Annotated in this window: 23 protein-coding genes; 17 read left to right on the top strand and 6 right to left on the bottom strand. The window is 66.8% G+C overall.

Annotation, left to right across the window (positions count from 1 at the left end):
- Positions 1-10 precede the first annotated feature (10 nt).
- The gene (locus ACFW6D_RS06710; protein ID WP_379230854.1) at positions 11-709 is read right to left on the bottom strand and encodes a hypothetical protein; all 699 of its coding nucleotides are present in this window, start codon (positions 707-709) and stop codon (positions 11-13) included.
- A 111-nt stretch (positions 710-820) separates the two neighbouring features.
- Between ACFW6D_RS06710 and ACFW6D_RS06705 the strand changes: the two genes are divergently transcribed.
- From ACFW6D_RS06705 to ACFW6D_RS06635, 15 genes are all read left to right on the top strand, one after another.
- Positions 821-1,867 carry a FecCD family ABC transporter permease gene (locus ACFW6D_RS06705; protein WP_379325475.1) on the top strand — a complete coding sequence of 349 codons (1,047 nt, stop codon included), beginning with the start codon at positions 821-823 and terminating at the stop codon, positions 1,865-1,867.
- A 215-nt stretch (positions 1,868-2,082) separates the two neighbouring features.
- Positions 2,083-3,096: a FecCD family ABC transporter permease gene (locus ACFW6D_RS06700; RefSeq protein WP_379325738.1), complete on the top strand. Its 1,014-nt coding sequence runs from the start codon at positions 2,083-2,085 to the stop codon at positions 3,094-3,096.
- On the top strand, positions 3,093-3,917 hold the full coding sequence (locus ACFW6D_RS06695) for an ABC transporter ATP-binding protein (RefSeq protein ID WP_379325473.1): 825 nt from the start codon (positions 3,093-3,095) through the stop codon (positions 3,915-3,917). Before ACFW6D_RS06700 ends, ACFW6D_RS06695 begins: the two co-directional genes overlap by 4 nt.
- Positions 3,918-3,979: 62 nt before the next feature.
- Positions 3,980-4,369 carry a BlaI/MecI/CopY family transcriptional regulator gene (locus ACFW6D_RS06690; protein ID WP_279537543.1) on the top strand — a complete coding sequence of 130 codons (390 nt, stop codon included), beginning with the start codon at positions 3,980-3,982 and terminating at the stop codon, positions 4,367-4,369.
- Positions 4,370-4,434: 65 nt separating this feature from the next.
- Positions 4,435-5,373 (top strand): M56 family metallopeptidase, encoded by a 939-nt coding sequence (locus ACFW6D_RS06685; RefSeq protein WP_379230863.1) that lies wholly within the window; start codon positions 4,435-4,437, stop codon positions 5,371-5,373.
- Between the two features lie 255 nt (positions 5,374-5,628).
- On the top strand, positions 5,629-7,086 hold the full coding sequence (locus ACFW6D_RS06680) for a DEAD/DEAH box helicase (protein ID WP_379325471.1): 1,458 nt from the start codon (positions 5,629-5,631) through the stop codon (positions 7,084-7,086).
- Positions 7,087-7,237: 151 nt separating this feature from the next.
- Positions 7,238-8,098 carry a DMT family transporter gene (locus ACFW6D_RS06675; RefSeq protein WP_379325469.1) on the top strand — a complete coding sequence of 287 codons (861 nt, stop codon included), beginning with the start codon at positions 7,238-7,240 and terminating at the stop codon, positions 8,096-8,098.
- 52 nt (positions 8,099-8,150) lie between these two features.
- Positions 8,151-9,587 carry a GuaB1 family IMP dehydrogenase-related protein gene (locus ACFW6D_RS06670; RefSeq protein WP_379325468.1) on the top strand — a complete coding sequence of 479 codons (1,437 nt, stop codon included), beginning with the start codon at positions 8,151-8,153 and terminating at the stop codon, positions 9,585-9,587.
- A gap of 282 nt (positions 9,588-9,869) precedes the next feature.
- Positions 9,870-11,225: a hemolysin family protein gene (locus tag ACFW6D_RS06665; RefSeq protein ID WP_379325466.1), complete on the top strand. Its 1,356-nt coding sequence runs from the start codon at positions 9,870-9,872 to the stop codon at positions 11,223-11,225.
- Positions 11,218-12,282, top strand: coding sequence for a hemolysin family protein (locus ACFW6D_RS06660; protein ID WP_379325464.1), 1,065 nt, complete (start codon positions 11,218-11,220; stop codon positions 12,280-12,282). The genes ACFW6D_RS06665 and ACFW6D_RS06660 overlap by 8 nt, the downstream gene beginning before the upstream one ends.
- Entirely contained in the window at positions 12,272-12,673 is a 402-nt protein-coding gene (locus tag ACFW6D_RS06655; RefSeq protein ID WP_379325462.1) for a hypothetical protein, read from the top strand. Before ACFW6D_RS06660 ends, ACFW6D_RS06655 begins: the two co-directional genes overlap by 11 nt.
- Positions 12,674-12,720: 47 nt before the next feature.
- Positions 12,721-13,224 carry a hypothetical protein gene (locus tag ACFW6D_RS06650; protein WP_379325460.1) on the top strand — a complete coding sequence of 168 codons (504 nt, stop codon included), beginning with the start codon at positions 12,721-12,723 and terminating at the stop codon, positions 13,222-13,224.
- 152 nt (positions 13,225-13,376) lie between these two features.
- Positions 13,377-14,723 carry a hypothetical protein gene (locus ACFW6D_RS06645; RefSeq protein ID WP_379325458.1) on the top strand — a complete coding sequence of 449 codons (1,347 nt, stop codon included), beginning with the start codon at positions 13,377-13,379 and terminating at the stop codon, positions 14,721-14,723.
- On the top strand, positions 14,720-16,120 hold the full coding sequence (locus tag ACFW6D_RS06640; protein WP_379325456.1) for a PQQ-binding-like beta-propeller repeat protein: 1,401 nt from the start codon (positions 14,720-14,722) through the stop codon (positions 16,118-16,120). Before ACFW6D_RS06645 ends, ACFW6D_RS06640 begins: the two co-directional genes overlap by 4 nt.
- A gap of 332 nt (positions 16,121-16,452) precedes the next feature.
- Positions 16,453-16,689, top strand: a complete 237-nt coding sequence (locus ACFW6D_RS06635; RefSeq protein ID WP_379325454.1) for a hypothetical protein — start codon at positions 16,453-16,455, stop codon at positions 16,687-16,689.
- Here ACFW6D_RS06635 and ACFW6D_RS06630 read toward each other — a convergent pair whose 3' ends face one another.
- Both ACFW6D_RS06630 and ACFW6D_RS06625 read right to left on the bottom strand, forming a co-directional pair.
- Positions 16,690-17,124, bottom strand: coding sequence for a hypothetical protein (locus tag ACFW6D_RS06630; protein ID WP_379325452.1), 435 nt, complete (start codon positions 17,122-17,124; stop codon positions 16,690-16,692).
- Between the two features lie 59 nt (positions 17,125-17,183).
- Positions 17,184-17,561 carry a hypothetical protein gene (locus ACFW6D_RS06625; RefSeq protein WP_379325451.1) on the bottom strand — a complete coding sequence of 126 codons (378 nt, stop codon included), beginning with the start codon at positions 17,559-17,561 and terminating at the stop codon, positions 17,184-17,186.
- A 52-nt stretch (positions 17,562-17,613) separates the two neighbouring features.
- Here ACFW6D_RS06625 and ACFW6D_RS06620 point away from each other — a divergent pair, with 52 nt between their 5' ends.
- Entirely contained in the window at positions 17,614-18,342 is a 729-nt protein-coding gene (locus tag ACFW6D_RS06620) for a class I SAM-dependent methyltransferase (RefSeq protein WP_379325449.1), read from the top strand.
- Between the two features lie 187 nt (positions 18,343-18,529).
- A complete protein-coding gene (locus ACFW6D_RS06615) occupies positions 18,530-19,732 on the top strand; it encodes a polysaccharide deacetylase (RefSeq protein ID WP_379325447.1) in 1,203 nt (400 codons plus the stop codon).
- A gap of 132 nt (positions 19,733-19,864) precedes the next feature.
- Here ACFW6D_RS06615 and ACFW6D_RS06610 read toward each other — a convergent pair whose 3' ends face one another.
- From ACFW6D_RS06610 to ACFW6D_RS06600, 3 genes are all read right to left on the bottom strand, one after another.
- Positions 19,865-20,497 (bottom strand): LysE family translocator, encoded by a 633-nt coding sequence (locus ACFW6D_RS06610; RefSeq protein WP_379325445.1) that lies wholly within the window; start codon positions 20,495-20,497, stop codon positions 19,865-19,867.
- Between the two features lie 179 nt (positions 20,498-20,676).
- Entirely contained in the window at positions 20,677-21,099 is a 423-nt protein-coding gene (locus ACFW6D_RS06605; RefSeq protein ID WP_379325443.1) for a type II toxin-antitoxin system VapC family toxin, read from the bottom strand.
- Positions 21,096-21,413, bottom strand: a complete 318-nt coding sequence (locus ACFW6D_RS06600; protein ID WP_379230887.1) for a type II toxin-antitoxin system Phd/YefM family antitoxin — start codon at positions 21,411-21,413, stop codon at positions 21,096-21,098. Before ACFW6D_RS06600 ends, ACFW6D_RS06605 begins: the two co-directional genes overlap by 4 nt.
- Between the last annotated feature and the right edge of the window lie 339 nt (positions 21,414-21,752).

Genomic DNA, 21,752 nt, shown 5'->3' with positions numbered 1-21,752 from the left:
GTCCAGCCCATCAGCGCTGTAGGCAACCACTGCGCCGCACCGACAGCCCACGCTCCTCGAACGCTCCGAGCAGGAGCTGGCCGCGGCGGGCCCCCGCGGCAGCGTCAGCCCTGGCCAGGTCGGGGACGTAGGTGGCCGCGCCGACGACGGACTCGCCGACGAGCGTCCAGAACCGGCGGGCCGACAGGCCGGAGCAGCGAGTGAGCACCGACTGCAGCGGGATCAGCGACGAGGCGCAGCGCTGAGCGAGCCAGACCGCCATGGCGGCCTCACACGGGAAGGCGACCGCGCCGGGTTCGGGATCACAGTCGACGACGCGGATCGTGGTGTCGGTCAACCCGGCCCAGTCGATGCCGCCGTCGTTGTCGTGGTGGATCCACAGGTTGTCGCGGCCGGGATCCCAGGCCTGCGCGTCCATCACGAACAGCGCGGTGACCCGGCCCGCGACGGCGTGGATGAGCGCGGTGGCGACCACTTCGGCGGCGATCTCGTCGTTGATCATCTCCGCCGCGTGGCGGCGGTACATCAGTTCGACGCGTCCCTCGGAGAGCCCGTTCGGGACATGCCACCATCGCCGTTTGCCCTGTCCGCTCATCGCCGCGACGGCGTACACGCGCGGATGCTCGGGTTGCAGTGCTTGCAACCTGGCACAGGCGCGGTCGAACGCGGCGGTGGTGCGGGACGTGGCGGTGGTGACGGGCTCGGACATCGAACCTCCTCGAACGGTTGGTTCCCGTGACGATGATGTCTCGGAACATAGGTTAGGCTTACCAGACTCCACAAGTCGTGTCCGGTTTCGAGGCAGGAGAAGTTCGTCGCCGTGATCCACCCTGGCACCGTCAGACGTCGTCGTCTGACCGGGCTCCTTCTGCTCGTTGTCTTACTCACCGTGGCAGTGGTGGCGAGCATTGCCATCGGGACCCGCTCGCTCGCACCCACCACGGTGTTCGACGCGCTCATGCACGGTCTCGGCTGCGACGGCGGCCCGTTCCGATGCCCGGCCCGCTCCACCGCCGAGGAAATCGTGCGTGAGCTTCGTCTGCCGCGCACCGCATTGGCCCTGGTCGCCGGGATGGCGTTGGGCGTGGCGGGCGCGCTCATCCAGGGGTATACCCGGAATCCGCTCGCTGATGCCGGATTGTTAGGACTCAATGCGGGAGCCGGGTTCCTGGCGGCCCTGAGCATCTTTCTTTTCGGTTTCACCGCGCCCGCGCAGTACATCTGGTTCGCCTTCGCCGGGTCGGCGGTCGCCGGGGTGATCGTGTTCGGGGTGTCCTCGATCGGCGGGGGCAAGGCGAGCCCGCTGAGCCTGGTCCTGGCCGGTGCGGCAGTCACTGCATTTCTGCAGGCGATGACGAATGCGGTGATCACGCTCGACAACGCCGCCCTCGACACCTACCGGTTCTGGGTGGTCGGCACGGTCAACGGGCGCGAGGCCGGGGTTTTCTGGCAGGTACTGCCATTTCTGGTGGTCGGGTTAGCGATGGCGATCGCGGCGGCGCCCGGGCTGAATCTGCTGAGCCTCGGTGACGATGTGGCGCGTGGGCTCGGCGTGGATGTCGGCCGGGCGCGGGCGTTCGGGTTGGTCGCGGTGGTGCTGCTGAGCGGTGCTGCAACGGCGGCGGTCGGGCCGATCGCGTTTCTCGGATTGGTGGTGCCGCACATCGCGCGCGTGATCACCGGGCCTGACAATCGGTGGTTGATCCCCTACTCCGCGCTGCTGGGCGGGTTGTTGCTGCTGGTGGCCGATGTCGCCGGGCGGGTGGTCGCGCGGCCGGGAGAACTGCAAGTCGGGGTGATGCTGGCCGCGGTCGGTGCGCCGTTCTTCATCGCGTTGGTGCGTCGGAAGAAGTTGGTGTCGCTGTGAGTGAGATCGAGACGAGCAAGGCCGACGCCCGACGAGCCGACGCGCCGACAAGCGACCATCAGCCGGGCGCAGCTCAGGCAGGCACGGATCTGGTCAACGAGGCCGCGCGTCCTGGAGGTGCGGCCGAATCGAGCTCAGATCAGGCAGGCGCCGAACTGCGGAAGGTCCGGCCCGCACTGCGGATCGGACCGGTTTCGCTGGTTCTGCGTCCGGTGATGCTCGGCACCGTGCTGGCCCTCGCGGTCGCGGTGTTCGTCCTGTTCTGCCTCGACATCGCCGTCGGTGACACCCACATCCCCCTCGGCCGCGTCCTCGATGTCCTCGGTGGTGGCGGCACCCGATCGCAACGCTTCATCATCATCGAATCGCGATTGCCGCGCGCCCTCACCGCCGTGGTGGTCGGCGCCGCGCTCGGTCTGTCCGGCGCGCTGATGCAGTCGATCCTGCACAACCCCCTCGCTGGCCCGGACATCCTCGGCATCACCACCGGCGCGAGCGTGGGCGCGGTCGCGGTGCTGGTCGGCAGCGGCGGCGCGACGACCGGGCTGATCGCGACCGTCGGCGCCCCGCTCGCCGCGCTGACCGGCGGATTGCTCACCGCCGTGATCATCTACGTCCTGGCCTGGGGACGCGGGCGCGGCGGCGAACGCGGTGTCACCGGCTTCCGTCTCGTGCTCATCGGCATCGGCGTGAACGCGGTCCTCATGTCCGTGATCAGCTGGCTGCTCACCCGCGCCAGCCTCACCGACGCCGCCCGCGCCCAACTCTGGCTCAACGGCTCACTCAACGCCGCGGACATGTCGAGCGTCGTGCCCGCGATGATCGCCCTGTCCGTCGTGACCGTCGTGTCCCTGGTGTCCGCCCGAACCCTGGCCGCGCTGCGCCTCGGCGAAGAATCGACCCGGGTACTCGGTGTACGGATCCAGTCCCAGCAGGCGCTGCTCATCGGGGCATCGGTGGTGGCGGCCTCGGTGGCGACCGCGGCCGTCGGTCCGGTCGGGTTCGTCGCGCTGGCCGCACCGCAGATCGCGCGAATGGCACTGCGCACCCCCGGCGAACCGCTGATCGCCTCCGCCCTGACCGGCGCCGCTCTTGTCGCGGGTGCCGACGTCGCCTCGCGCACGCTGCTGCCGGTGGATCTGCCGGTCGGTATCGTCACCGCCGCGCTGGGTGGACCGTTCCTGCTATACCTGCTCGTCCGCATGAACCGGAAGGCCACTCTCTCATGACCACCTCGGCACATCGCCTTTCCGCCGACGCGGTTTCCCTCGGCTACGGCGACCGGGTGATCGTCGACGAGCTCAGCCTCGACATCGCGCCCGGCGTGGTCACCACGGTTATCGGCCCCAATGGCTGCGGCAAGTCGACGCTACTGAAATCACTCGGCCGCTTGCTGCGCCCACGCGAAGGGCAGGTCGTCCTGGACGGCAAGGCGATCTCGTCGATGAAGACCAAGGACGTGGCCCGAGTCGTCGGCATGCTGCCGCAGACGCCCGTCGCACCCGAAGGACTCACCGTCGCCGACCTGGTCGCGCGCGGACGTCATCCGCATCAGTCCTGGTTGCGGCAGTGGTCGGCCGACGACGAGACCGAGGTCGCCGCCGCACTGGCCCAGACCGGCATCGCCGACCTGGCCGACCGCACCCTCGACGAACTCTCCGGCGGCCAACGCCAGCGCGCCTGGATCTCCATGGCCCTGGCCCAGGGCACCGACATCCTGCTCCTGGACGAGCCGACCACCTACCTCGACCTCGCGCACTCCCTCGAAGTGCTCGATCTGGTCGACCGTCTGCACGCCGAGTTCGGTCGCACGGTCGTGATGGTGCTGCACGATCTCAATCTCGCCATCCGCTACAGCGACGAACTCGTGGTCATGCGGGACGGCAAGATCGTCGCGCAGGGCAAACCGGCCGACATCGTCACTGCCGAACTGCTCGCCGAGGTGTTCGGGCTCGAGGCCACGGTGCTCACCGATCCGGTCTCTGGGCGGCCGATGGTGGTTCCGATCGGGACCCGACACGTGCGCGGCGCGGTCGGCTATGACGAATGACACACAGCAAACCCCCGGTTACGACAATCTGTAGTACGCATGTTTGTCGTTGAGCCCGTAAAATCGGTGGGATGGCAGGTCTAGGCGAACTCGAAAAAGCGGTCATGGACCAGTTGTGGTCGGCCGATGAGCCACTGACGGTGCGGCAGGTCCACGAAGCGCTGGCCGCGCGGCGCGAGCTCGCGTACACCACGGTGATGACAGTGCTCCAGCGACTGGCGAAGAAAGATCTCGTCGTGCAGCGACGCGACGATCGCGCGCATCGATATGCACCAGTTCACAGTCGCGACGAACTCGTTGCGAGCTTGATGGTCGACGCCCTACAACAGGCCGACGCCGCAGGTAGTCGCGCCGCGGCGCTGGTGCACTTCGTGGAGCAGGTCGGCAAGGACGAAGCCGATGCCCTGCGCGAGGCGCTCGCCAAGCTCGAATCCGACGAAAACAGCGGCTAGACTCCCTGGCGGCTCTCACAATGGAGTGAGCGCCACCTCGCCCCACAACGCAGTGAGCAGAGTCGATGAACGCAACCGCGGCAGTCTTCGCTGGCCTCGCCTTGCTTCTCGCAGGCCCGGTACCAGCGTTGTTGAGTCGCGCTACCTGGGTGCATCGCAGCCCGCGTGCGGCACTCGTGTTGTGGCAGGCCATCGCGCTGGCCGCCGTGCTCAGTGCCTTCGGATCCGGCTTGGCCATCGCCAGCCTGCTGCTCGTTCCCGGCCCCGACGGTAGGCCGACCACCTCGCCCACTCAGGAGATCGACGCGCTCGGTCTGCCCCTGTGGTCGCTTTATGTGCTGGTCTTCGCGCTGACCCTGATGGTCGGCGCCCGCTTGATCTTTTCGATCGTCCGCGTCGGTGTCCACACCCGACGCCGCCGCTCCCGCCACCGCATGCTGGTCGATCTGCTCGATCAGAGCGGACCCGTGCGCCGCGCCGCCGATATCCGCGTGCTGGCCGCCACCGAGCCCATCGCCTACTGCCTGCCGGGCCTTCGCCAGCGCGTGGTGATCAGCGAAGGCACGCTGACCAGCCTCGACGACGCCGAGGTCACCGCCATCGTGAGCCACGAACGCTCCCACCTGCGCGCCCGCCACGACCTGGTCCTGGAAGCGTTCACCGCCGTGCACGAGGCCTTTCCCCGGGTGGTCCGCAGCAAGGCCGCGCTCGGCCAGGTGAAACTGCTCATCGAACTCCTCGCCGACGACTCCGCCGTGAAGGTGACCGGCCCCAAACCATTGGCCCGCGCCCTCATCGCCTGCGCCAAATCCACCGCACCGCAGGGCGCCCTCGCCGCGGGCGGACCGAGCACTCTCATTCGCATCCAACGGCTCGCCGGGACCACCGGAGACGTGAGAGTCGCCACCGCCGCCTACCTCGGTTCGGCCGCGATTCTGGTCGTGCCGACCCTGGCCGTCGCGGTGCCGTGGCTACAGGAACTCAGCCGCCTGTTCCACGGTTGACCTGGCGATCCCCCACCTTTTCCACGCCACCTTTCCGGCCCCGCGACACCCGCGCCGGACCAGGTTTCGCGACGGAACAGATGTTGCCACAACCACTTACCTGACCAGCCTGTTTACCCACCCGAGGCAGAACAGGCCTATCCTGGGAGACCGGTCCTTCCTGCTGGGCCGCACCCCGCTCACGCCGACGCGCGTATTCGGGTAATCGGCGCCGATCATCGTTCGGCGCGATTCGCAGCCCAACGAAAGGCCACCTTGACCAACTCTGCCGTGCCCAACGAACCGACTTTCGCCGAACTCGGCCTGCCCGTGGAACTGGTGCAGACCCTGCGCAACGCGGGCATCGACAAGCCCTTCCCCATCCAGGCCGCCACCATCGGCGACGCGCTCGCCGGCCGTGACGTGCTCGGCCGCGGCCCCACCGGCTCGGGCAAGACCCTGGCCTTCGGCCTGCCGATGCTGACCCGCCTGGCCCAGAGCGGGCAGTCCAAGCCCGGCCGCCCGCGCGGCCTCGTGCTGGTGCCCACTCGCGAGCTCGCGACCCAGATCGAGAAGGCCCTCGAAGAAGGCGCCCGCTCGCTCGGCCTGCGCGTGGCCTCGGTCGTCGGCGGTGCGCCGATCAAGCGCCAGGCCGACCGCCTCGCACGCGGCGTCGACCTGCTCATCGCGACCCCGGGCCGCCTCGACGACCTGATCAAGCAGCGCAACGCCGACCTTTCGGACGTGACGATCACCGCCCTCGACGAGGCCGACCACATGGCCGACATGGGCTTCCTGCCCCAGGTCACCCGCCTGCTCGACCGCACCCCCAAGCAGGGCCAGCGTCTGCTGTTCTCGGCCACCCTCGACGGTGATGTCGACAAGCTGGTCAAGCGCTACATGCACAACCCGGTGACGCACTCCACCGCGCCCGCCGAGGCCTCGGTCAGCACCATGACCCACCACCTGCTCTACGTGCGCGACAAGAACATCAAGCGCACCGTGGCCACCGAGATCGCCGCCCGCGAGGGCCTGACCATCATGTTCGTGCGCACCAAGCACGGCGCCGACCGCCTGGCCAAGCAGCTGCGCGGCGCCGGTGTCGACGCGGGCTCGCTGCACGGCGGCAAGGCCCAGAACAACCGTGTGCGCACCCTGGCGGCCTTCGCCGACGGGTCGGTGCCGGTGCTGGTCACCACCGACGTCGCCGCGCGCGGCATCCACATCGACGGTGTTTCGCTGGTCGTGCACTTCGACCCGCCCGCCGAGCACAAGGCGTACCTGCACCGCGCGGGCCGCACCGCGCGTGCCGGTGAAGACGGCGTCGTGGTCACCCTCGTCACCGACGAGGAGCGCAAGGACGTCGCCGCGATGACCCGCAAGGCGGGCGTACGCACCGACGGTGTCGACGTGCGCCCCGGCGACCGGAACCTGGTGGAGATCACCGGTGCCCGCAAGCCCAGCGGGATCGCACTGGCCACGCCGGTCGCGCCCGCGCAGCCGACCCGCTCGGCGACCGGCGGCGGACGGACCCGTCGTCCGCGCACCGGTGCACCTGCGGCAGAGGGACGTGGCGGCGCTCCGCGTCGTGAGCGTCCGGCGCACGAGTCGCGCGGCCACAAGCCGTCCGTGACCGGCGGACACGCCCGCAGTGGCGACACGCCGACGAATTCTCGTCGTCGCGCCGCGCGTCCGGCCTCTCCCGCCGGGCACCGCAACCGCTCCGCAAACTGAATTATCGCGTGGCCGAACCGATTACGGTTCGGCCACGCTGCTTTTCCGGGGGTGCCGCGTGAGCCGGTCGCCGCACCGCCGAGATGATCGAACCCGGCGACGCCCGTGCGCGGATCAGCGCTGATGCTGGCTGATCCAGCAGACTGAGCCAGTGACGAACCATCCGATCGCGGCCATCGTGTGTGCGCTGATCGCGGCCATGTTGTTCGCGCTGGCCGCCGTGGCGCAGCAACAGGCCGCCGCGGCCGTGCCCGAGGGCACTTCGCTCATGGGCACCCTGCTCCGCAGCCCGCGCTGGTGGGCCGGGATCGGCGGCGACGCCGGTGGTTACGCCATGCAGGTCCTCGCGCTCACCTTCGGCGCGGTGCTGGTGGTCCAGCCGATTCTGGTGAGCGCCTTGGTTTTCGCGCTCCCGCTGTCGGCGCGCCTCAACGGCCAGCGGATCACCGCACGCGCCGCCACGACCGCACTGGTCCTCGTCGCCGCACTCGCTCTGTTCCTGATCGTGGGCGATCCGACCGTCGGCGAAGACAACGCGCCCTTCCGAGAGTGGTTGGCGCCCTTGGTGATTCTGCTCGGAGTCATCGCGGTGGCCACTCTCGTCGGCCTGCTGGTTTCGAACCGATCGGCCAAGGCACTCGCGCTCGGCCTCGCCGGCGGCGCCCTGTTCGGTCTCGCCGCCGCGCTCACAGATCGCGTGGTCCACCTCTTCGGCGACGGCCTCGGCGCGGTCCTCGGCGGATGGCAGACCTGGATGCTGATCGCAGCGGGTTTGCTCGGCCTCTACCTGCAGCAGCGCGCGTTCCAGGTCGGACCGCTCTCGGCGTCACTGCCCGCGTTCACCGTCGCCGAGCCCCTCGCCGCCGCCTTCCTCGGCCTCACCGCCCTCGACGAGCAGTTACGCACCGACGGACTCGGCCTGGTCGTCGTCGGCGCCTGCGTCGTGGTGATGTGCGCGGCCACGGTGGCTCTGTGCCGGACCGCAGCCGTTGCCGACGGGCCCGTGAGCTGATTCGTAGCGGGGGATTGCACGCCGCGGTGCTCACACGGCTATCATTAATCAAGTGCGATTTCTTCCGGGACCCCAGCCGCCGTATGACCTGACCTACGACGACCTGTTCCTGGTCCCGAACCGGACCGAGGTCGCGTCCCGGTTCGATGTGGACCTGGCCAGCGTCGACGGGTCCGGCACCACCATCCCCCTCGTGGTCGCGAACATGACCGCCGTCGCCGGCAAGCGCATGGCCGAGACCGTCGCCCGCCGCGGCGGCCTCGTGGTTCTCCCCCAGGACCTGCCGCTGCCCGCGGCCGCCGACACCATCGCGTTCGTCAAGAGCCGCTCGCTCACCGCCGACACCCCCGTCACCCTCGACCCCGAGCGTTCGGTGTCCGACGCCATGGCCCTGATGCACAAGCGTGCGCACGGTGCCGTCGTGGTCGTGGAGGGTGGCAAGCCGGTCGGTGTGGTCACCGAGGCCGCCTGCGCCGATGTCGACCGGTTCGCGCGCCTGCGCGAGGTCGCGTTCACCGATTTCGTGCAGGTGCCCGTGGAGGCGTCTCCGCGCGACATCTTCGACCGCCTCGCCGAGGCCCACGCCCAGCTCGCGGTCCTCACCCACCCCGACGGCACCCTCGCCGGCGTGATGACCCGCACCGGCACCATCCGCGCCGGCATCTACACCCCCGCGGTCGACGCGAACAACAAGCTGCGCGTCGCGGCCGCCGTCGGCATCAACGGTGACGTGGCCGCCAAGGCGAAGGCACTGGCCGAGGCGGGCGCCGACGTGCTCGTCCTCGACACCGCGCACGGCCACCAGACCAAGATGCTCGAGTCCCTGCGCATCGTCGCCGACCTCGGCCTCGGCCTGCCCCTGGTGGCGGGCAACGTGGTCTCCGCCGACGGCACCCGCGATCTGGCCGAGGCGGGCGCGAACATCATCAAGGTCGGCGTCGGCCCCGGCGCCATGTGCACCACCCGCATGATGACCGGCGTCGGCCGCCCGCAGTTCTCCGCCGTGGCCGAATGTGCCGCCGCCGCAAAGGAACTCGGCGTGCACGTGTGGGCCGACGGTGGCGTGCGCCACCCCCGCGACGTCGCCCTCGCGCTGGCCGCGGGTGCGTCGAACGTGATGATCGGTTCCTGGTTCGCAGGCACCTACGAGTCCCCCGGCGATCTGCGCATCGACCGCGACGGCAACAAGTACAAGGAGAGCTTCGGCATGGCCTCCAAGCGTGCTGTCGCCGCCCGCACCGCCGCCGACAGCTCCTTCGACCGTGCCCGCAAGGCTCTGTTCGAGGAGGGCATCTCCAGCTCGCGGATGCGCCTCGACCCCGAGCGTCCCGGCGTCGAGGACCTCATCGACCACATCACCTCGGGTGTGCGCAGCTCCTGCACTTACGCCGGTGCTCGCTCGCTGCCGGAATTCCATGACAAGGCCGTGCTCGGCGTGCAGTCCGCCGCCGGTTTCGCCGAGGGAAGGCCGCTGCCCAGCGGCTGGTGATCTTCGTCCACGGCGGTCGATCGAACTCCTCGATCGGCCGCCGTTGTCGTGTCCGGCGCCGCGCCGCTGACACATCATGGGTGGGCACGGATTACTATGGAGTAGCCGATCACGGCACACGCTCGACTCCCGCCTCGAAAGGATCCAGTTGTCACCCGCGTCCAAGGGCGCCACACAGGAGGGCTCCTCTACGGAGCCGGGTGACAAACCCGGCGTCCTCCTTCTCGCAGCGTCCGTTCGAACCCCCGGTTTCCCTGCGGCACCACTCGGGTGGTGCTGAGGATGTCCATCGTTCTGACCGTGCTCAGCCTGCTCGGCTTCGTCGCCCTCACCCTCGGAACGGCCCTGTTCGTCGCCGCCGAGTTCTCCCTCACCGCACTGGAACGCAGCACCGTCGAAGCGGCCGCGCGCGACGGTGACACCCGGTCCCGGCTGGTGAAACAGGCCCATCACACCCTGTCGTTCCAGCTGTCGGGCGCCCAGCTCGGCATCACCATCACCACCCTGATCACCGGCTACATCGCCGAACCCGTGCTGGCCCGGCTGCTCGATCCGCTGCTGGGCGGCATCGGTCTGAGCGAAAGCGCCTCGAGCGGCATCGCTCTGGCAGCGGCCCTGATCATCGCGACCTCGCTGTCGATGATCTACGGCGAACTGGTGCCCAAGAACATCGCGATCGCCGAGCCGATGAAGGTCGCCCGGCTCACCGCGGGTCCGATGATCGGGTTCTCCGCCCTGTTCAAATGGCTCATCCGCTTCCTCAACGGCACCGCCAACTGGGTGGTCCGCCGCCTTGGCATCGAGCCCGCCGAGGAACTGCGCTCGGCCCGTTCACCACAGGAACTCGGTTCCCTGGTCCGCACGTCCGCCATGCGTGGCGCGATGGACCAGCGCACCGCCCAGGTGATGGACCGTTCGCTGGAATTCGGCGAACGCAGCGCCGAGGACCTGATGACCCCGCGCGTGAAGGTCGAATCCCTCGACCGCCACGACACCATCGCCGACCTCATCGCCGCCTCCGCCCGCACCGGCTACTCCCGGTTCCCGGTGGTCGACGGCGACCTCGACAACACCCTCGGCGTGGTCCACGTCAAGCAGGCGTTCACCCATCCGGGCGAGCTGCGCAAGCGGATCCCGTTGAGCGAACTGGCCGTCGCGGTCCCGATCGTGCCCGCCAGCCTGGACGGCGACGAAGTCCTCGAACGGGTGCGCGCCGACGGCATGCAGGTCGCGCTGGTGGTCGACGAATACGGCGGCACCGCGGGCATGGTGACCATGGAGGACCTGATCGAGGAGATCCTCGGCGACGTGCGCGACGAGCACGACGAGGAGGAACGCGATGTCCGCCGAGTCTCCGACGGCTGGGACTGCTCGGGCCTGATGCGCATCGACGAGGTGTCGCGCGCGACCGGTTACGAAGCACCCGAAGGCGAATACGAAACCCTCGGCGGCCTGGTGCTGGCCCAACTCGGCCGCATCCCGGTGACCGGCGACGAAGTGGTGCTGCCCGAATCCCGCGGTTCCGGTGGCGGCTGGATCGCCAGGGTGGAACGAATGGACGGACGACGCATCGACCGCGTGCGCCTGATCCCCGTCGACGCGGCGAACCTGGCGGAACGGGAGCACAACCATGGGTGACATTTTCGGACTCCTGCTCACCGTCGTGCTCCTGGCAGGCAACGCGTTCTTCGTCGCCGCCGAGTTCGCGCTGATCTCCGCCCGCCGCGACCGCCTCGAAGCCCTTGTCGCCCAAGGCAAGAAGAAGGCGCAAACAGTGATCGAGGCGGGCGAGAACCTGTCGATGATGCTGGCCGCCGCCCAACTCGGCATCACCATCTGCTCGATCCTGCTCGGCCGCGTCGGCGAGCCCGCCATCGCGCACCTGATCGAGCGCCCGTTCGAATTGCTCGGTCTACCGGACCAATTGCTGCACCCCGTCGGTTTCGCACTCGCGCTGACCCTCGTGGTGATCCTGCACATCCTGCTCGGCGAAATGGTCCCCAAGAACATCGCCCTGGCCGGCCCGGAACGCTGTGCGCTGCTACTGGTTCCGATCCACCTGATGTTCCTGAAACTCGCCCGCCCGCTGATCGCCGTCTACAACCTCGCGGCGAACATGACGCTGCGGATGATGGGCGTCGAACCCAAGGACGAACTCGACGCCACGGTGTCCACGGTCGAACTGGCCGAGATGATCGGCGAATCCCGCTCCGAAGGCCTCCTCGACGAAGAAGAGCACCGCCGCCTCACCCAGGCCCTCGGCACCTCCGAACAGGTCGTCGGCGACGTCATGGTCCCGCTCGCCCAGGCCAGATCCGTGCCGTTGATCGGCAACGGAACCACCCTCGGCGAAGTCGAAGCCGCAGTCTCCGAAACCGGCTTCTCCCGCTACCCGGTAGCCGCCGCCGACGGCTCCCTGGTCGGCTACCTCCACATCAAGGACGTCCTCGACGAGGTAGCCGACGACAACGCGGGCCCCGACACCGTCATCCCCCGGACCGACATCCGCCCCTTGCCCACCGTGAGCACCGGAACTCCGTTGTACGAGGCACTGGCCCGCTTGCGCCGCACCAGCTCTCACCTGGGGCGAGTGGTGGACAGCCGCGGCAACACCGTCGGAGTAGTCGCCTTGGAGGACCTGATCGAGGAGTTCGTCGGCACCGTCCGCGACGGCACCCACCGCAATGCCGAGTAGACGCGTCACGCTGTTCATATCCATCGCGGTCACCGCAGCATTTGCTCCGATCCTCGCCGCGTGCAGCGGTTCCGAAGATCACGACAGCGCTTCAAAACGCGAGTTCGACAGGGTGCGCCCGCAATTCGCTGCGACCGTTGACCGGTTGTACGCCGAACCTGGGCGGACCTATGAAAGCCAGCTGGAGTTCAGTTCGATTCGCATCGAGCACGTGTACGACAACAGCGCTGGGGAAGTGTATTTTCACGAGGAACCGGCCGCCGGAGCCCGCCTGGGCCATAACCCCGGGTGGGCATACTCACCGACAGGATTTCCACGGGGTTTCGGGCCGAAGGACATGACGGATTTGGGAGATGGCTGGTACCGCTTCACCAATGTCACGACCGACTGATCAATGGTTCCGAAATCTCGGCCAGGTCGCTAGCGGAAGGCAACGGAATGCTGGTCGACAGCCATCAAAAGATTATCGGAACTGAGTACCACCAGTTTCTACTCGCCCCGGACTGCGACCGCGAACTGATCAACGGCCGGTATCCTGAGCTGCCCCTGGCCATATTTGCCGACGACACAGTCGTAGTCCTCGTCGGCACTCGCGCCGGACCCGTCGATGTCGAACTACAGATACACGATTCCCCGCCCCGATACGACGACGCCGACTGGGAAGACGCCGCCGAAGGCGACCTCGTGTACGACCGCGATATCGGGATCGCGGTGTGGGCACTGGTGTACGGGATGGCCGAACAAGCGATACCGGAGGACGAGGGGCGGCGGCTCACACCTGCGGGTGCCCACCGATATCGCGTGCGAATCTACGCCCGCGGCAAAGAGATCGAATGGGACGGGCCAGTCTTCGGTGAACCCGTCGAGGACTACCGAATACAGATCTGGCCGACAACAGAACCCGAACCATCACGCCAAACCAAGCACCAGTCAGGTCGATAACACCCGATCAAGTGATGGTGTCGAGGTTCGATTTCGCCGGTTTCGTGTTCACGCCCGCCGGGCTAGAAGTTTTCTGACCGATTGCTAGGCTGATCTGTCGCGCCGTGTGCACCGCCTGCTCGCGCGTGCCACGGACAGCGAAGGAACCTCCGATGCCGGAAAGCACGACAGATGAGCCCCAACCGTCCACGCCGTCGAAGTCGGTCACCGCGTGGACAGTCGGATTGTGGTGCGTCTCCGCGGTAGCCGGCGGTGTGATCGTCAGCGGGCTGTTGCACGACCCGGAACCCGAGCTGACCACCGCGCCACCGTCCAGTCTCCGAGTAACGACACCACCGTCGGCCACCCACACCTACCGCACACCACCGGTCGTCTATCCGACGCAGATCCCCGGATGCGACAAGGTCGAACCACCGGTGGCGGAAGGCGGGTTCGCGACCTGGGGCTCCTCGTCCGAGTTCGGCTACGACAATCCGTCCTTCCCGTGGTTCTCGGGGCCGAAGGCTGTCGCCATGTCGAACACCCTGCGTGCGGCGTTGCCGAGCGGTGTTGTCGTCGAGCGGGCCTCGTTCGACCGGTCGCTGTTCTTCCAGCCGATCCTCGGGGATTCCGAGCAACCGTTCGCCGGGACGACCTCAGCCCAGGCATCGATACGTCGCGGGAATCAGGCGGGGTCGCTCTCGGTGTCGGTGCGGAATTCCGGAGCCGCGATCCCGCCCTGTGTCGCGGGACAGCTCGACGAACGCCGGGTTCTCGCCGACGGCACGACCGTCGACCTCCACGACACCTGGTCGGAAGCCGACGATGTTCGCACGACTTCCCGTATCGCCATCGCGTATTCGCCCGACGGCGATGTGGTGTCGGTTTACGGCACCGATGCACCGAGCGCAGCCGACCGCCCATCGGGGACAGTGCCCATGACCCGCGACGAAATGGTCGCGCTTGCAACGACCCCCGGCGTAGGTTCCTCCGCACCGGTGCCGCCGGGCACGCCATCACCACCGGAATCGTGCTCGTCATCGGTGGATCAGCCCGAGCCGATCCCCGAGGCCACTGCCGAAAGACTCAACAGCGTCCTCGCCGGTGTTCGGTTGGACGGCACGACGTTCGATCACCCGCTGGGCGATCTTCGGCCGGGCGAGTTCAACACCGGCGGCTTGTGCCAGACGGTCCACGCCACGAACGGGACAGGGACTTCCCGCCTGAACATCTCCCTCGCGACCGGGCAGTCGGCGACGACCGAGACCGCCCCGTCCTGGGAAGATGCCCGAGTCAGATCACGAACATTGCCGGATGGGGCGGTTGTCGAAACCCGCGAGTTCGACGTCACCGTGTTGAGCACAGACACGCAAGTCGAGTCCACCCGCTCGGTCATCGTCACCAAACCCTCCGGGACTCAGGTGCGCGTCACATCTACCGCCACCGCGCCAATCCAGCCACTACCCCTCGATCAACTCGAAAACATCGCTCTCGCACCCGGTTTGGACGTGGTGTCGTGACCAGCCGCGCGGGAATTCGGGGACTCGTTGTCGCCGCCGTCGCCGCGTTGGTGACCAGTGCGGGCGCCGCCGCGGTCCTACTCCAGCCGCCCGATCCGCTCCGTAAGATCACCGGAACCAACGACTCGGCACCAGGATTGGCGTGGTCGATCGACGCCGCCGCGATGTTCGGACAACAGTTCGCCGAGTTCCGCTCCCCCATCCACAGCACGAGCATCAACCTCGGCGGACCCGGATTCATCGATACCGGCGACACCCTGATCACGGTCGTCGGAGTCTCCACCGACGAATCCATCGAGCTACGCGACGCGGTCATGTACGGCATCGACGCCGCCACCGGCGAAACACGCTGGCACGCACCCGCCGCGGAGTTGGGTGGTTGCGCGGCCGTCCCCCTCGACGGCCAACTCGTCTGCTTCACCGACCCGTTGTCACGATCGGCGGCATTGGTCGGCTATGACATCACCGACGGAGCTGTCACCCGAACCCCTGTCGACTGGAATATTTTCGCGCTCGCAGTCAACGACGGACGGCTCTTCGTGGCAGAAGGCGATGTCGAATCCGATGATGTCCGTGTACATTCGGGCGTCCTCCCCGATCCGGATTCGCATTGGTCACGCCCGTTCGAGGTCGGCACCAGCTGGGAGGACATGCCGAGCGACGCGCTCGATGTCACCCACGGCCAAGGGCTGATCGCACTCGGCGCCGACCTGGCCGGATTCGACCTGGATACCGGAACCCCCACGTGGACAGCCCAACTCGACGGATGTTCACGTATCACCATCACCGAGCCGGCACTGGTCGAACGCATCCACACACAGTGCAACGGCTACCAGATCACGGGAACCGACATCCTCGACCGCACGGGCCGAGTTCTGGCCGCCACCACCCACAGCGCCGCCCACAGCCTGTCTGTCGACGATCCTGCCGACGGCTCGATCCCGATCTTGTTGGCAGACAAGGCGTTCGACCGCCGAGATGGCACTGTGCGGTGGACGAATCCCGATTTGCTCTACACCGGTCCCGCCAATGACGGAGGGACCACCCAGCGCGGCACCGCCGTCGCGATCCTGGGCGAGGTCGCCGTCCTGCACGATCCGAGCAGTGACACCTGGTCCGGCCTGGATCTACGCACCGGGGAAACATTGTGGCGCAACGTCAATGACCGATCCGGCACCGTGAGCAGCCATGACGACTCCCCAGCAATCCTGTCCGACTCCACCGGACTCTGGGCCCTCGACGTGCGCACCGGCCAAACCCTCTGGGACATCCCGTTCCGTGCCGTGAACCCCGACCGCGACGCCCTCGCGGGCAACACCGCGCTCACCCCCACCGGCAACGGCCGCTTCGTCCTCGCCTCGGCCCGAACAATGCTCGGCCTGCGCCCGTTCGACTGACCGCTAGCTTCTCGAAAGGAACCGATGGCAACGACGAACTGGGATGTCTCCTGCTGGAACGCCGCACAAGCAACCGGCAACCGGCGTTCCGGCAGCGCCCCTGACCGCGATACAGCCGTACAAGAACTCATCACGACCGGACGCGCAATCGCGCGCGACGAAAGCGGTGCCTCGGTGAACGAGGTCGTCCAGCTCCGACTGGGGAACGAGATCGCCACCGTGCACGGGTTCGACGACCCGGACCTACCCGACGACGAACTCCGTCGGCGAATCGAAGAGCTTTCGACACTGTCACCCACATCAACGGTTTCTCCCGCGAAACCTGGCTCAGGTTGCTACCGGTCCACGAACTCTTCGATCTCGACAGAGTCGTGCAGGAACGCCAACTGGAACTCGATGTCTGGGGCGAATTCGACAAAGTCGGTGCCGACGACGCCGGCCCTCGATGGGCATCACTGAGCGCGATGCTCGCCGACCTAGCCCATAGCCTCGAAACCGGCACCCCCTTCGACCAGCACTGGACACCAGCCGTCGAATCTGGCGAGTTGAACTGGCAGTTCCACCCCTGATCAGCGCCACGGGTTGTCATTCGCCATGACAACCAGCACCACGCCATTTCCGAGATCGACGGTGTGGTTGCCAAGCCAGTGCGAGTCGAGGAAGTAATCCAACCGTGTGATCAGCGCATCCGATCCGGTGATTTCGTCTGCCTCCATCGTTGTCATGGGAAGGAGGTAACGGCCCGCATCAGGGTCGTCGAGTTTCCAGGTGAACGTGAGAACGATCGTTTCGCCAACACAATCAACAGCAATGTCGGACAGGTGGACCCACGGGCTCCGCCCTTCCACTGGCGAGTTCGGAGACGGGGCATACCCCCCGGTCGACCGCCCGGCGACAGTAGTCGATGCTGGTGGCGGCAGCGCACTAGCGGCACGCAGATAGCTCTCCAACTCTACAGCGACACGATGCACCCAAGTCGGCACACGTTCGGTCGGAATCGGCATCGTCCCAGTAAATCGCATCCGTTGCCATCGAAGCCTCGAGTGCTGGCGGCGATGCTGAATCAGTCGGGACGTCGACCCTCGAAATATGCCTGACCAGTCGGATCAACAGGCCGCAGAGGGACTTCGCGCAAGACCTCCACAATCCGCTTCCAGCGGCCGCGCTCGGCAGTGAGTGCAGTCTCCGCGCCCTGGCGGGTGGCGATCGCCAGCTCTGTGCCGCCGCCGGGGTTGGGATCGCTCGCATGGAACTGTGCGATCTGCCGCCGACCCTGTTCGATCTCGTCCTGGATCGAGGCCAACACTGCTTCTGCGGCGGCGATCAGCTCCGGCGTGATCGGGAGAGCATTCGCGAACTGATCGCTCGCGACCTTCAAGTCCTTGCCCTGTCCAAACATCCGCCCATTGTTCACCAGATATCCGCGGCGAAGCGGGACCACGCGCCGCCTCCATCGAAGCCGCAACGGCCGGGGCCGACTCCGATATGTTCGTGTGGTGCCGGACGCGGAGTTTGCACACCCTCACCTCGCGCCCCTCTATGACTTCGTCGAAGGCGACCGTCGTGACCTGAACGCCTACCTCGGCATCGCCGAGGAATTGGCAGCGGATCGCGTGGTCGACATCGGCTGCGGGACAGGGTGTTTGGCAGTTCTCTTAGCCGAACATGGTCGTGTCGTCGTCGGAGTCGACCCTGCGGAAGCTTCCCTCGAGGTCGCGAAATCGAAGCCGCTAAGCGCTGGAGTCACGTGGATACACGGTGACGCAACCGCAGTAGCAGGGCTCAGCGCCGACCTCGCGGTGATGACCGGGAACGTCGCACAGATATTCCTCACCGACGAGGACTGGAACCGGACGCTCGAAGCGATCCGTTCCGCGCTACGCCCCGGTGGGCACTTCGTGTTCGAAACCAGACGACCCGAACGTCGTATATGGGAAGAATGGGCCGCCGATTCCGACCATGTCATCCTCGAGATCCCCGGCACAGGCACTGTCGAGCAACGCCGGGAAGTTCTCGATGTGAACCCGCCGTTCGTCTGCTTCCGTCACACCTTCCGATTCCTCGCCGACGACACCGTGATCACCTCGGACTCGACACTTCGATTCCGGAGTCGCGCCGCCGTCGAGTCCAGCTTGCGCGCGAGCGGTTTTCGGGTGCTGGACGTACGAGAAGCCCCCGACCGTCCAGGCCGGGAGTTCGTGTTCATCGCGCAACGTGACTGATCGTCGAACCAGTCCGACGAGCGACGCCGCGGTCCGCTCCGTGCCGAACACGCATAGGGCAACCCGGCCTATCCGGCGATGAAATGTGCGACACGCCGAGCGAATGATCAATGGATCCTGCGTGTTGCTGGGGGAAGCTCAGTTACGACGGATCACACGGACTGCGTCGCAACTGAGCGGAGTCGACATGAGAGACCGAGCGCGCGCCCCCATCGGAACGCAACCGCGGCGACGCACGCGCATCGCACGGCTCATTGTCTGCGCGGCCGCCGGGATCGTCACCGCGTGCGCGCCATCGCACGGCGCCATCTCGACAGACCCCGATTCCGCCCCCGCGACAATCGAAGTCGCGCAGCCCGGGGTCCTGCCGCCGCAACGCGCACAGTCGAATGTGCCGATGCGCAGGCTGGCGCCGGGTGAACGCCCACCGCAGTTCGTCCTGTTCTCTTTCGACGGTGTCGGCGTCACGCCGAACTGGGACATGTTCCTCGAGGCCGCCGAGCGCGTCGACGCCCGCTTCACCGCATTGATGACCGGCCTCTATTTCCTGACCGACGAGAACCGAAACCACTATCACGGCCCTGGTCACGAACCCGGGCAGTCGGCAATCGCCTTCGGCGGCAACTCCGACGATGTCCGAACGCAGATCGATTATCTGAATCGAACGTGGCTCGCCGGGCACGAGATGGGCACTCATTACGTCGGCCATTTCTGCCGAGGCGGTGGATACAACGGCGACCGATGGACCACTCAGGATTGGATCCACGAACTCGACCAATTCTTCGCCTTGATGACGAACTGGCGCACCAACAACAATCTCCACGACGGCCCCGACCTCTTGTTCGGACCCGATGTGGTGCGCGGCGGCCGCACCCAATGCCTGGAAGGCCAACTCCCCCAACTCATTCCGGCATGGCACCACCACGCGATGACATGGGATTCATCAATGCCCGCTTCGAACCCCGGCTTGAACTGGCCGCAACGCATCGACGGAATCTGGGAGTTCCCGATCCCGTTCGTCTATTCCCCTGTCCTGCGCCAACGCCAGACCGCCCTCGACTACAACTTCTGGGTCACCTTCAACAAGGCGAAAGAACAACCTGAAACCGCACCCCGAGCCCGCGAACTCACCAAACAAACCTACGACTATATGTATCGCCGAGCCTTCGACGGCAACCGCGCACCCCTGGTCATCGCGAACCATTTCAACACCTGGAACGGCAATGCCTTCAACCCCGCCACCGCCGATTTCATGGCCGAGGTCTGCGACAACCCCGAAACGATCTGCGCCACCCACGCCGACGTAGCCGCCTGGATGGACCTACAGGACCCAGCCGTCCTCGCCCACTGGCAACAACTCCCCGCCACCGCCGTCGACGAACACCGCTGAACCCCGTGCGCCTCAACAGCGTTCGGCCGCACCACATACCCCGCTCACGAGCCGAAAGCGACGACGGTACCCGGGCCACACGACGACTAAATTTCCAGGGCCAGTACCGAATTCGCCGTCCAACTGATACTTCTAACGCGCTTCGGCGGCCAATTTGATGCCGAGTCCGATGAGGACGGTGGCGGTAACCCGATCCATCCACTGACGCACCCGCTGACGAACCAGCGTGGCCCGCACCTTCGCGGCGAACCAGATCAGCATCGGATACCAAAGGAACGTCACCGCTAGGTGTATGGCCACCAACAGCACGCCCCAACGGGCGGCGTTCGATCCAGCAGGCATGAACTGGGGCAGCAAACTGATGTAGAAGACGCCGACCTTCGGGTTGAGCAAGTTGGTCACTACGCCCGCCCGCAGGGCAGCGAGGCCGCCACGACCAGCGGCTGCCGGTAGATCCGCTTCCTGTGTTGTGTTCCGCGACAGCGTTTTCCGGATCGCCGAGGCACCCAACCAGATCAGATACGCGGCACCGACGACACGGATGATGTTGTAGGCCATGGTCGATGCCGCGAGTAGCGCGGTAAGCCCAGCAAGACTGGCCGTTGCCCAAGCCAGGCAACCGAGACCGATGCCGAGCAGTGCCAACAACCCGTCACGCCGACTGCCGAGCACGGTGTGCCGAAGGACCAGCACAGTGTCGATTCCTGGCGTCACCACACCGAGGAGGGCCACTACGGTCCAGGTGAGTAATGCGGCATCGGACATGCGGGACCCCTCGAACGGCGACAAAACCCTCCCGCCATCACACCACAGGTGCCGACTGCTGACAGCTTCCGCAGTGGCGGCAACCCTGGCGGACTGTCATGGCATCGGAGCAATTCAACTATGGAGGTTATGTGGACGCAGGACCCCGAGTTCGCCTACTGGACGTAGAAAGTCGATACTCAGCCTTGGTCCGGATGCGTCACCGGCACTACCGACAGCAACTCGCTCAGACCTGCGAAATCCTGCGGGTTCACGGTGAAGAGTGGAAGGCGATTGGCCGAAGCTATCGACGCGATCATCAGGTCGATTCGTCGGGGTCGCGGGTTGCGGCCGGCTGCCAGCACGGCGGCAACGATATGTCCGAATCGCCGTGCTGCCCTGGTGTCGAACGGAATCGGTTCGAACATCGCCTCGGCGTTCTGCACTCGTTCGATCCGGCGGGCCCGCTCCCCGGGCTCCGCGGCGTAATGAGGTCCGGCCGCGAGCTCTGCCATCGTCACCGAGCTGATCATGAGCTCATCCGGTAGTTCCGTCGGGTCGAGCTCTTCGATGAGGATCAGGACGTTCGTGTCGACAATTCCGCGCGCGGGAGCCGCGGTCATTCGTTGCCCTCCCCGGCGAACTCACCGCGTCGGTAGGCCCGGTCGTACGGGTCGTAGAGAGAGTCGTCGATCAGACCGTCAGAATCCAGCTGTGCCCGAGCGGGACCCGACAGGCCCGCGAAAGCCGCGATAACCTCCGCCCGCGGCACAGCCGCTCGACGGTGGACATGGCGATGCGGAACAAGATCCGCGACGGGCGCTCCGTCGACGGTAATCGTGTAGGACTGCCCGGCTCGGACCTCGCGCAGCACCCGGCTCGCGTCGTTACGGAGTTCGCGCTGCGGGATCTCGGGTAGCTCGGCAGGGCTGGTCATGGCCATTATCCTACTCCGCGCACTACGGACAAGCTACGGCATTACTACACCGCGATAGCTGGCTTCAGCCGCTGATCCTGTCCGTCATCAGACCCCAACCAAATCCGTTGCGCTGTCGCGCCGGTGCGCAGTCCCCCACGAGATCCCAGCAGCCGGGCCGATCGTCACGATGTCCCTGATGCGCGAGCGTCGTCCGATTCGTCACGGTGGGTAGTCGCACAGTCGTCGAATACATCAGCGGAGCCGCCCTCGGCTTCGATGTTTCCGCACAGAGTCTGGCCCTCGGAGACCGGGTTCTGACCGCCCGAGTCGCGAAGCTCCGGGCCCTCTGACTGCTTG

The sequence above is a fragment of the Nocardia sp. NPDC058705 genome, from assembly GCF_042749305.1.
GTDB lineage: Bacteria > Actinomycetota > Actinomycetes > Mycobacteriales > Mycobacteriaceae > Nocardia.
Note: the sequence above shows the minus strand (reverse complement) of the source record. Positions and strands in the feature narration are given on the sequence as shown.

Bases quoted from the DNA above. Each gene is read 5' to 3' on its own strand.
- ACFW6D_RS06710 (WP_379230854.1), bottom strand. From the start codon at position 709: ATGTCCGAGCCCGTCACCACCGCCACGTCCCGCACCACCGCCGCGTTC.
- ACFW6D_RS06700 (WP_379325738.1), top strand. From the start codon at position 2,083: ATGCTCGGCACCGTGCTGGCCCTCGCGGTCGCGGTGTTCGTCCTGTTC.
- ACFW6D_RS06695 (WP_379325473.1), top strand. From the start codon at position 3,093: ATGACCACCTCGGCACATCGCCTTTCCGCCGACGCGGTTTCCCTCGGC.
- ACFW6D_RS06685 (WP_379230863.1), top strand. From the start codon at position 4,435: ATGAACGCAACCGCGGCAGTCTTCGCTGGCCTCGCCTTGCTTCTCGCA.
- ACFW6D_RS06665 (WP_379325466.1), top strand. From the start codon at position 9,870: ATGTCCATCGTTCTGACCGTGCTCAGCCTGCTCGGCTTCGTCGCCCTC.
- ACFW6D_RS06660 (WP_379325464.1), top strand. From the start codon at position 11,218: ATGGGTGACATTTTCGGACTCCTGCTCACCGTCGTGCTCCTGGCAGGC.
- ACFW6D_RS06655 (WP_379325462.1), top strand. From the start codon at position 12,272: ATGCCGAGTAGACGCGTCACGCTGTTCATATCCATCGCGGTCACCGCA.
- ACFW6D_RS06650 (WP_379325460.1), top strand. From the start codon at position 12,721: ATGCTGGTCGACAGCCATCAAAAGATTATCGGAACTGAGTACCACCAG.
- ACFW6D_RS06645 (WP_379325458.1), top strand. From the start codon at position 13,377: ATGCCGGAAAGCACGACAGATGAGCCCCAACCGTCCACGCCGTCGAAG.
- ACFW6D_RS06630 (WP_379325452.1), bottom strand. From the start codon at position 17,124: ATGCCGATTCCGACCGAACGTGTGCCGACTTGGGTGCATCGTGTCGCT.
- ACFW6D_RS06615 (WP_379325447.1), top strand. From the start codon at position 18,530: ATGAGAGACCGAGCGCGCGCCCCCATCGGAACGCAACCGCGGCGACGC.
- ACFW6D_RS06610 (WP_379325445.1), bottom strand. From the start codon at position 20,497: ATGTCCGATGCCGCATTACTCACCTGGACCGTAGTGGCCCTCCTCGGT.
- ACFW6D_RS06605 (WP_379325443.1), bottom strand. From the start codon at position 21,099: ATGACCGCGGCTCCCGCGCGCGGAATTGTCGACACGAACGTCCTGATC.
- ACFW6D_RS06600 (WP_379230887.1), bottom strand. From the start codon at position 21,413: ATGACCAGCCCTGCCGAGCTACCCGAGATCCCGCAGCGCGAACTCCGT.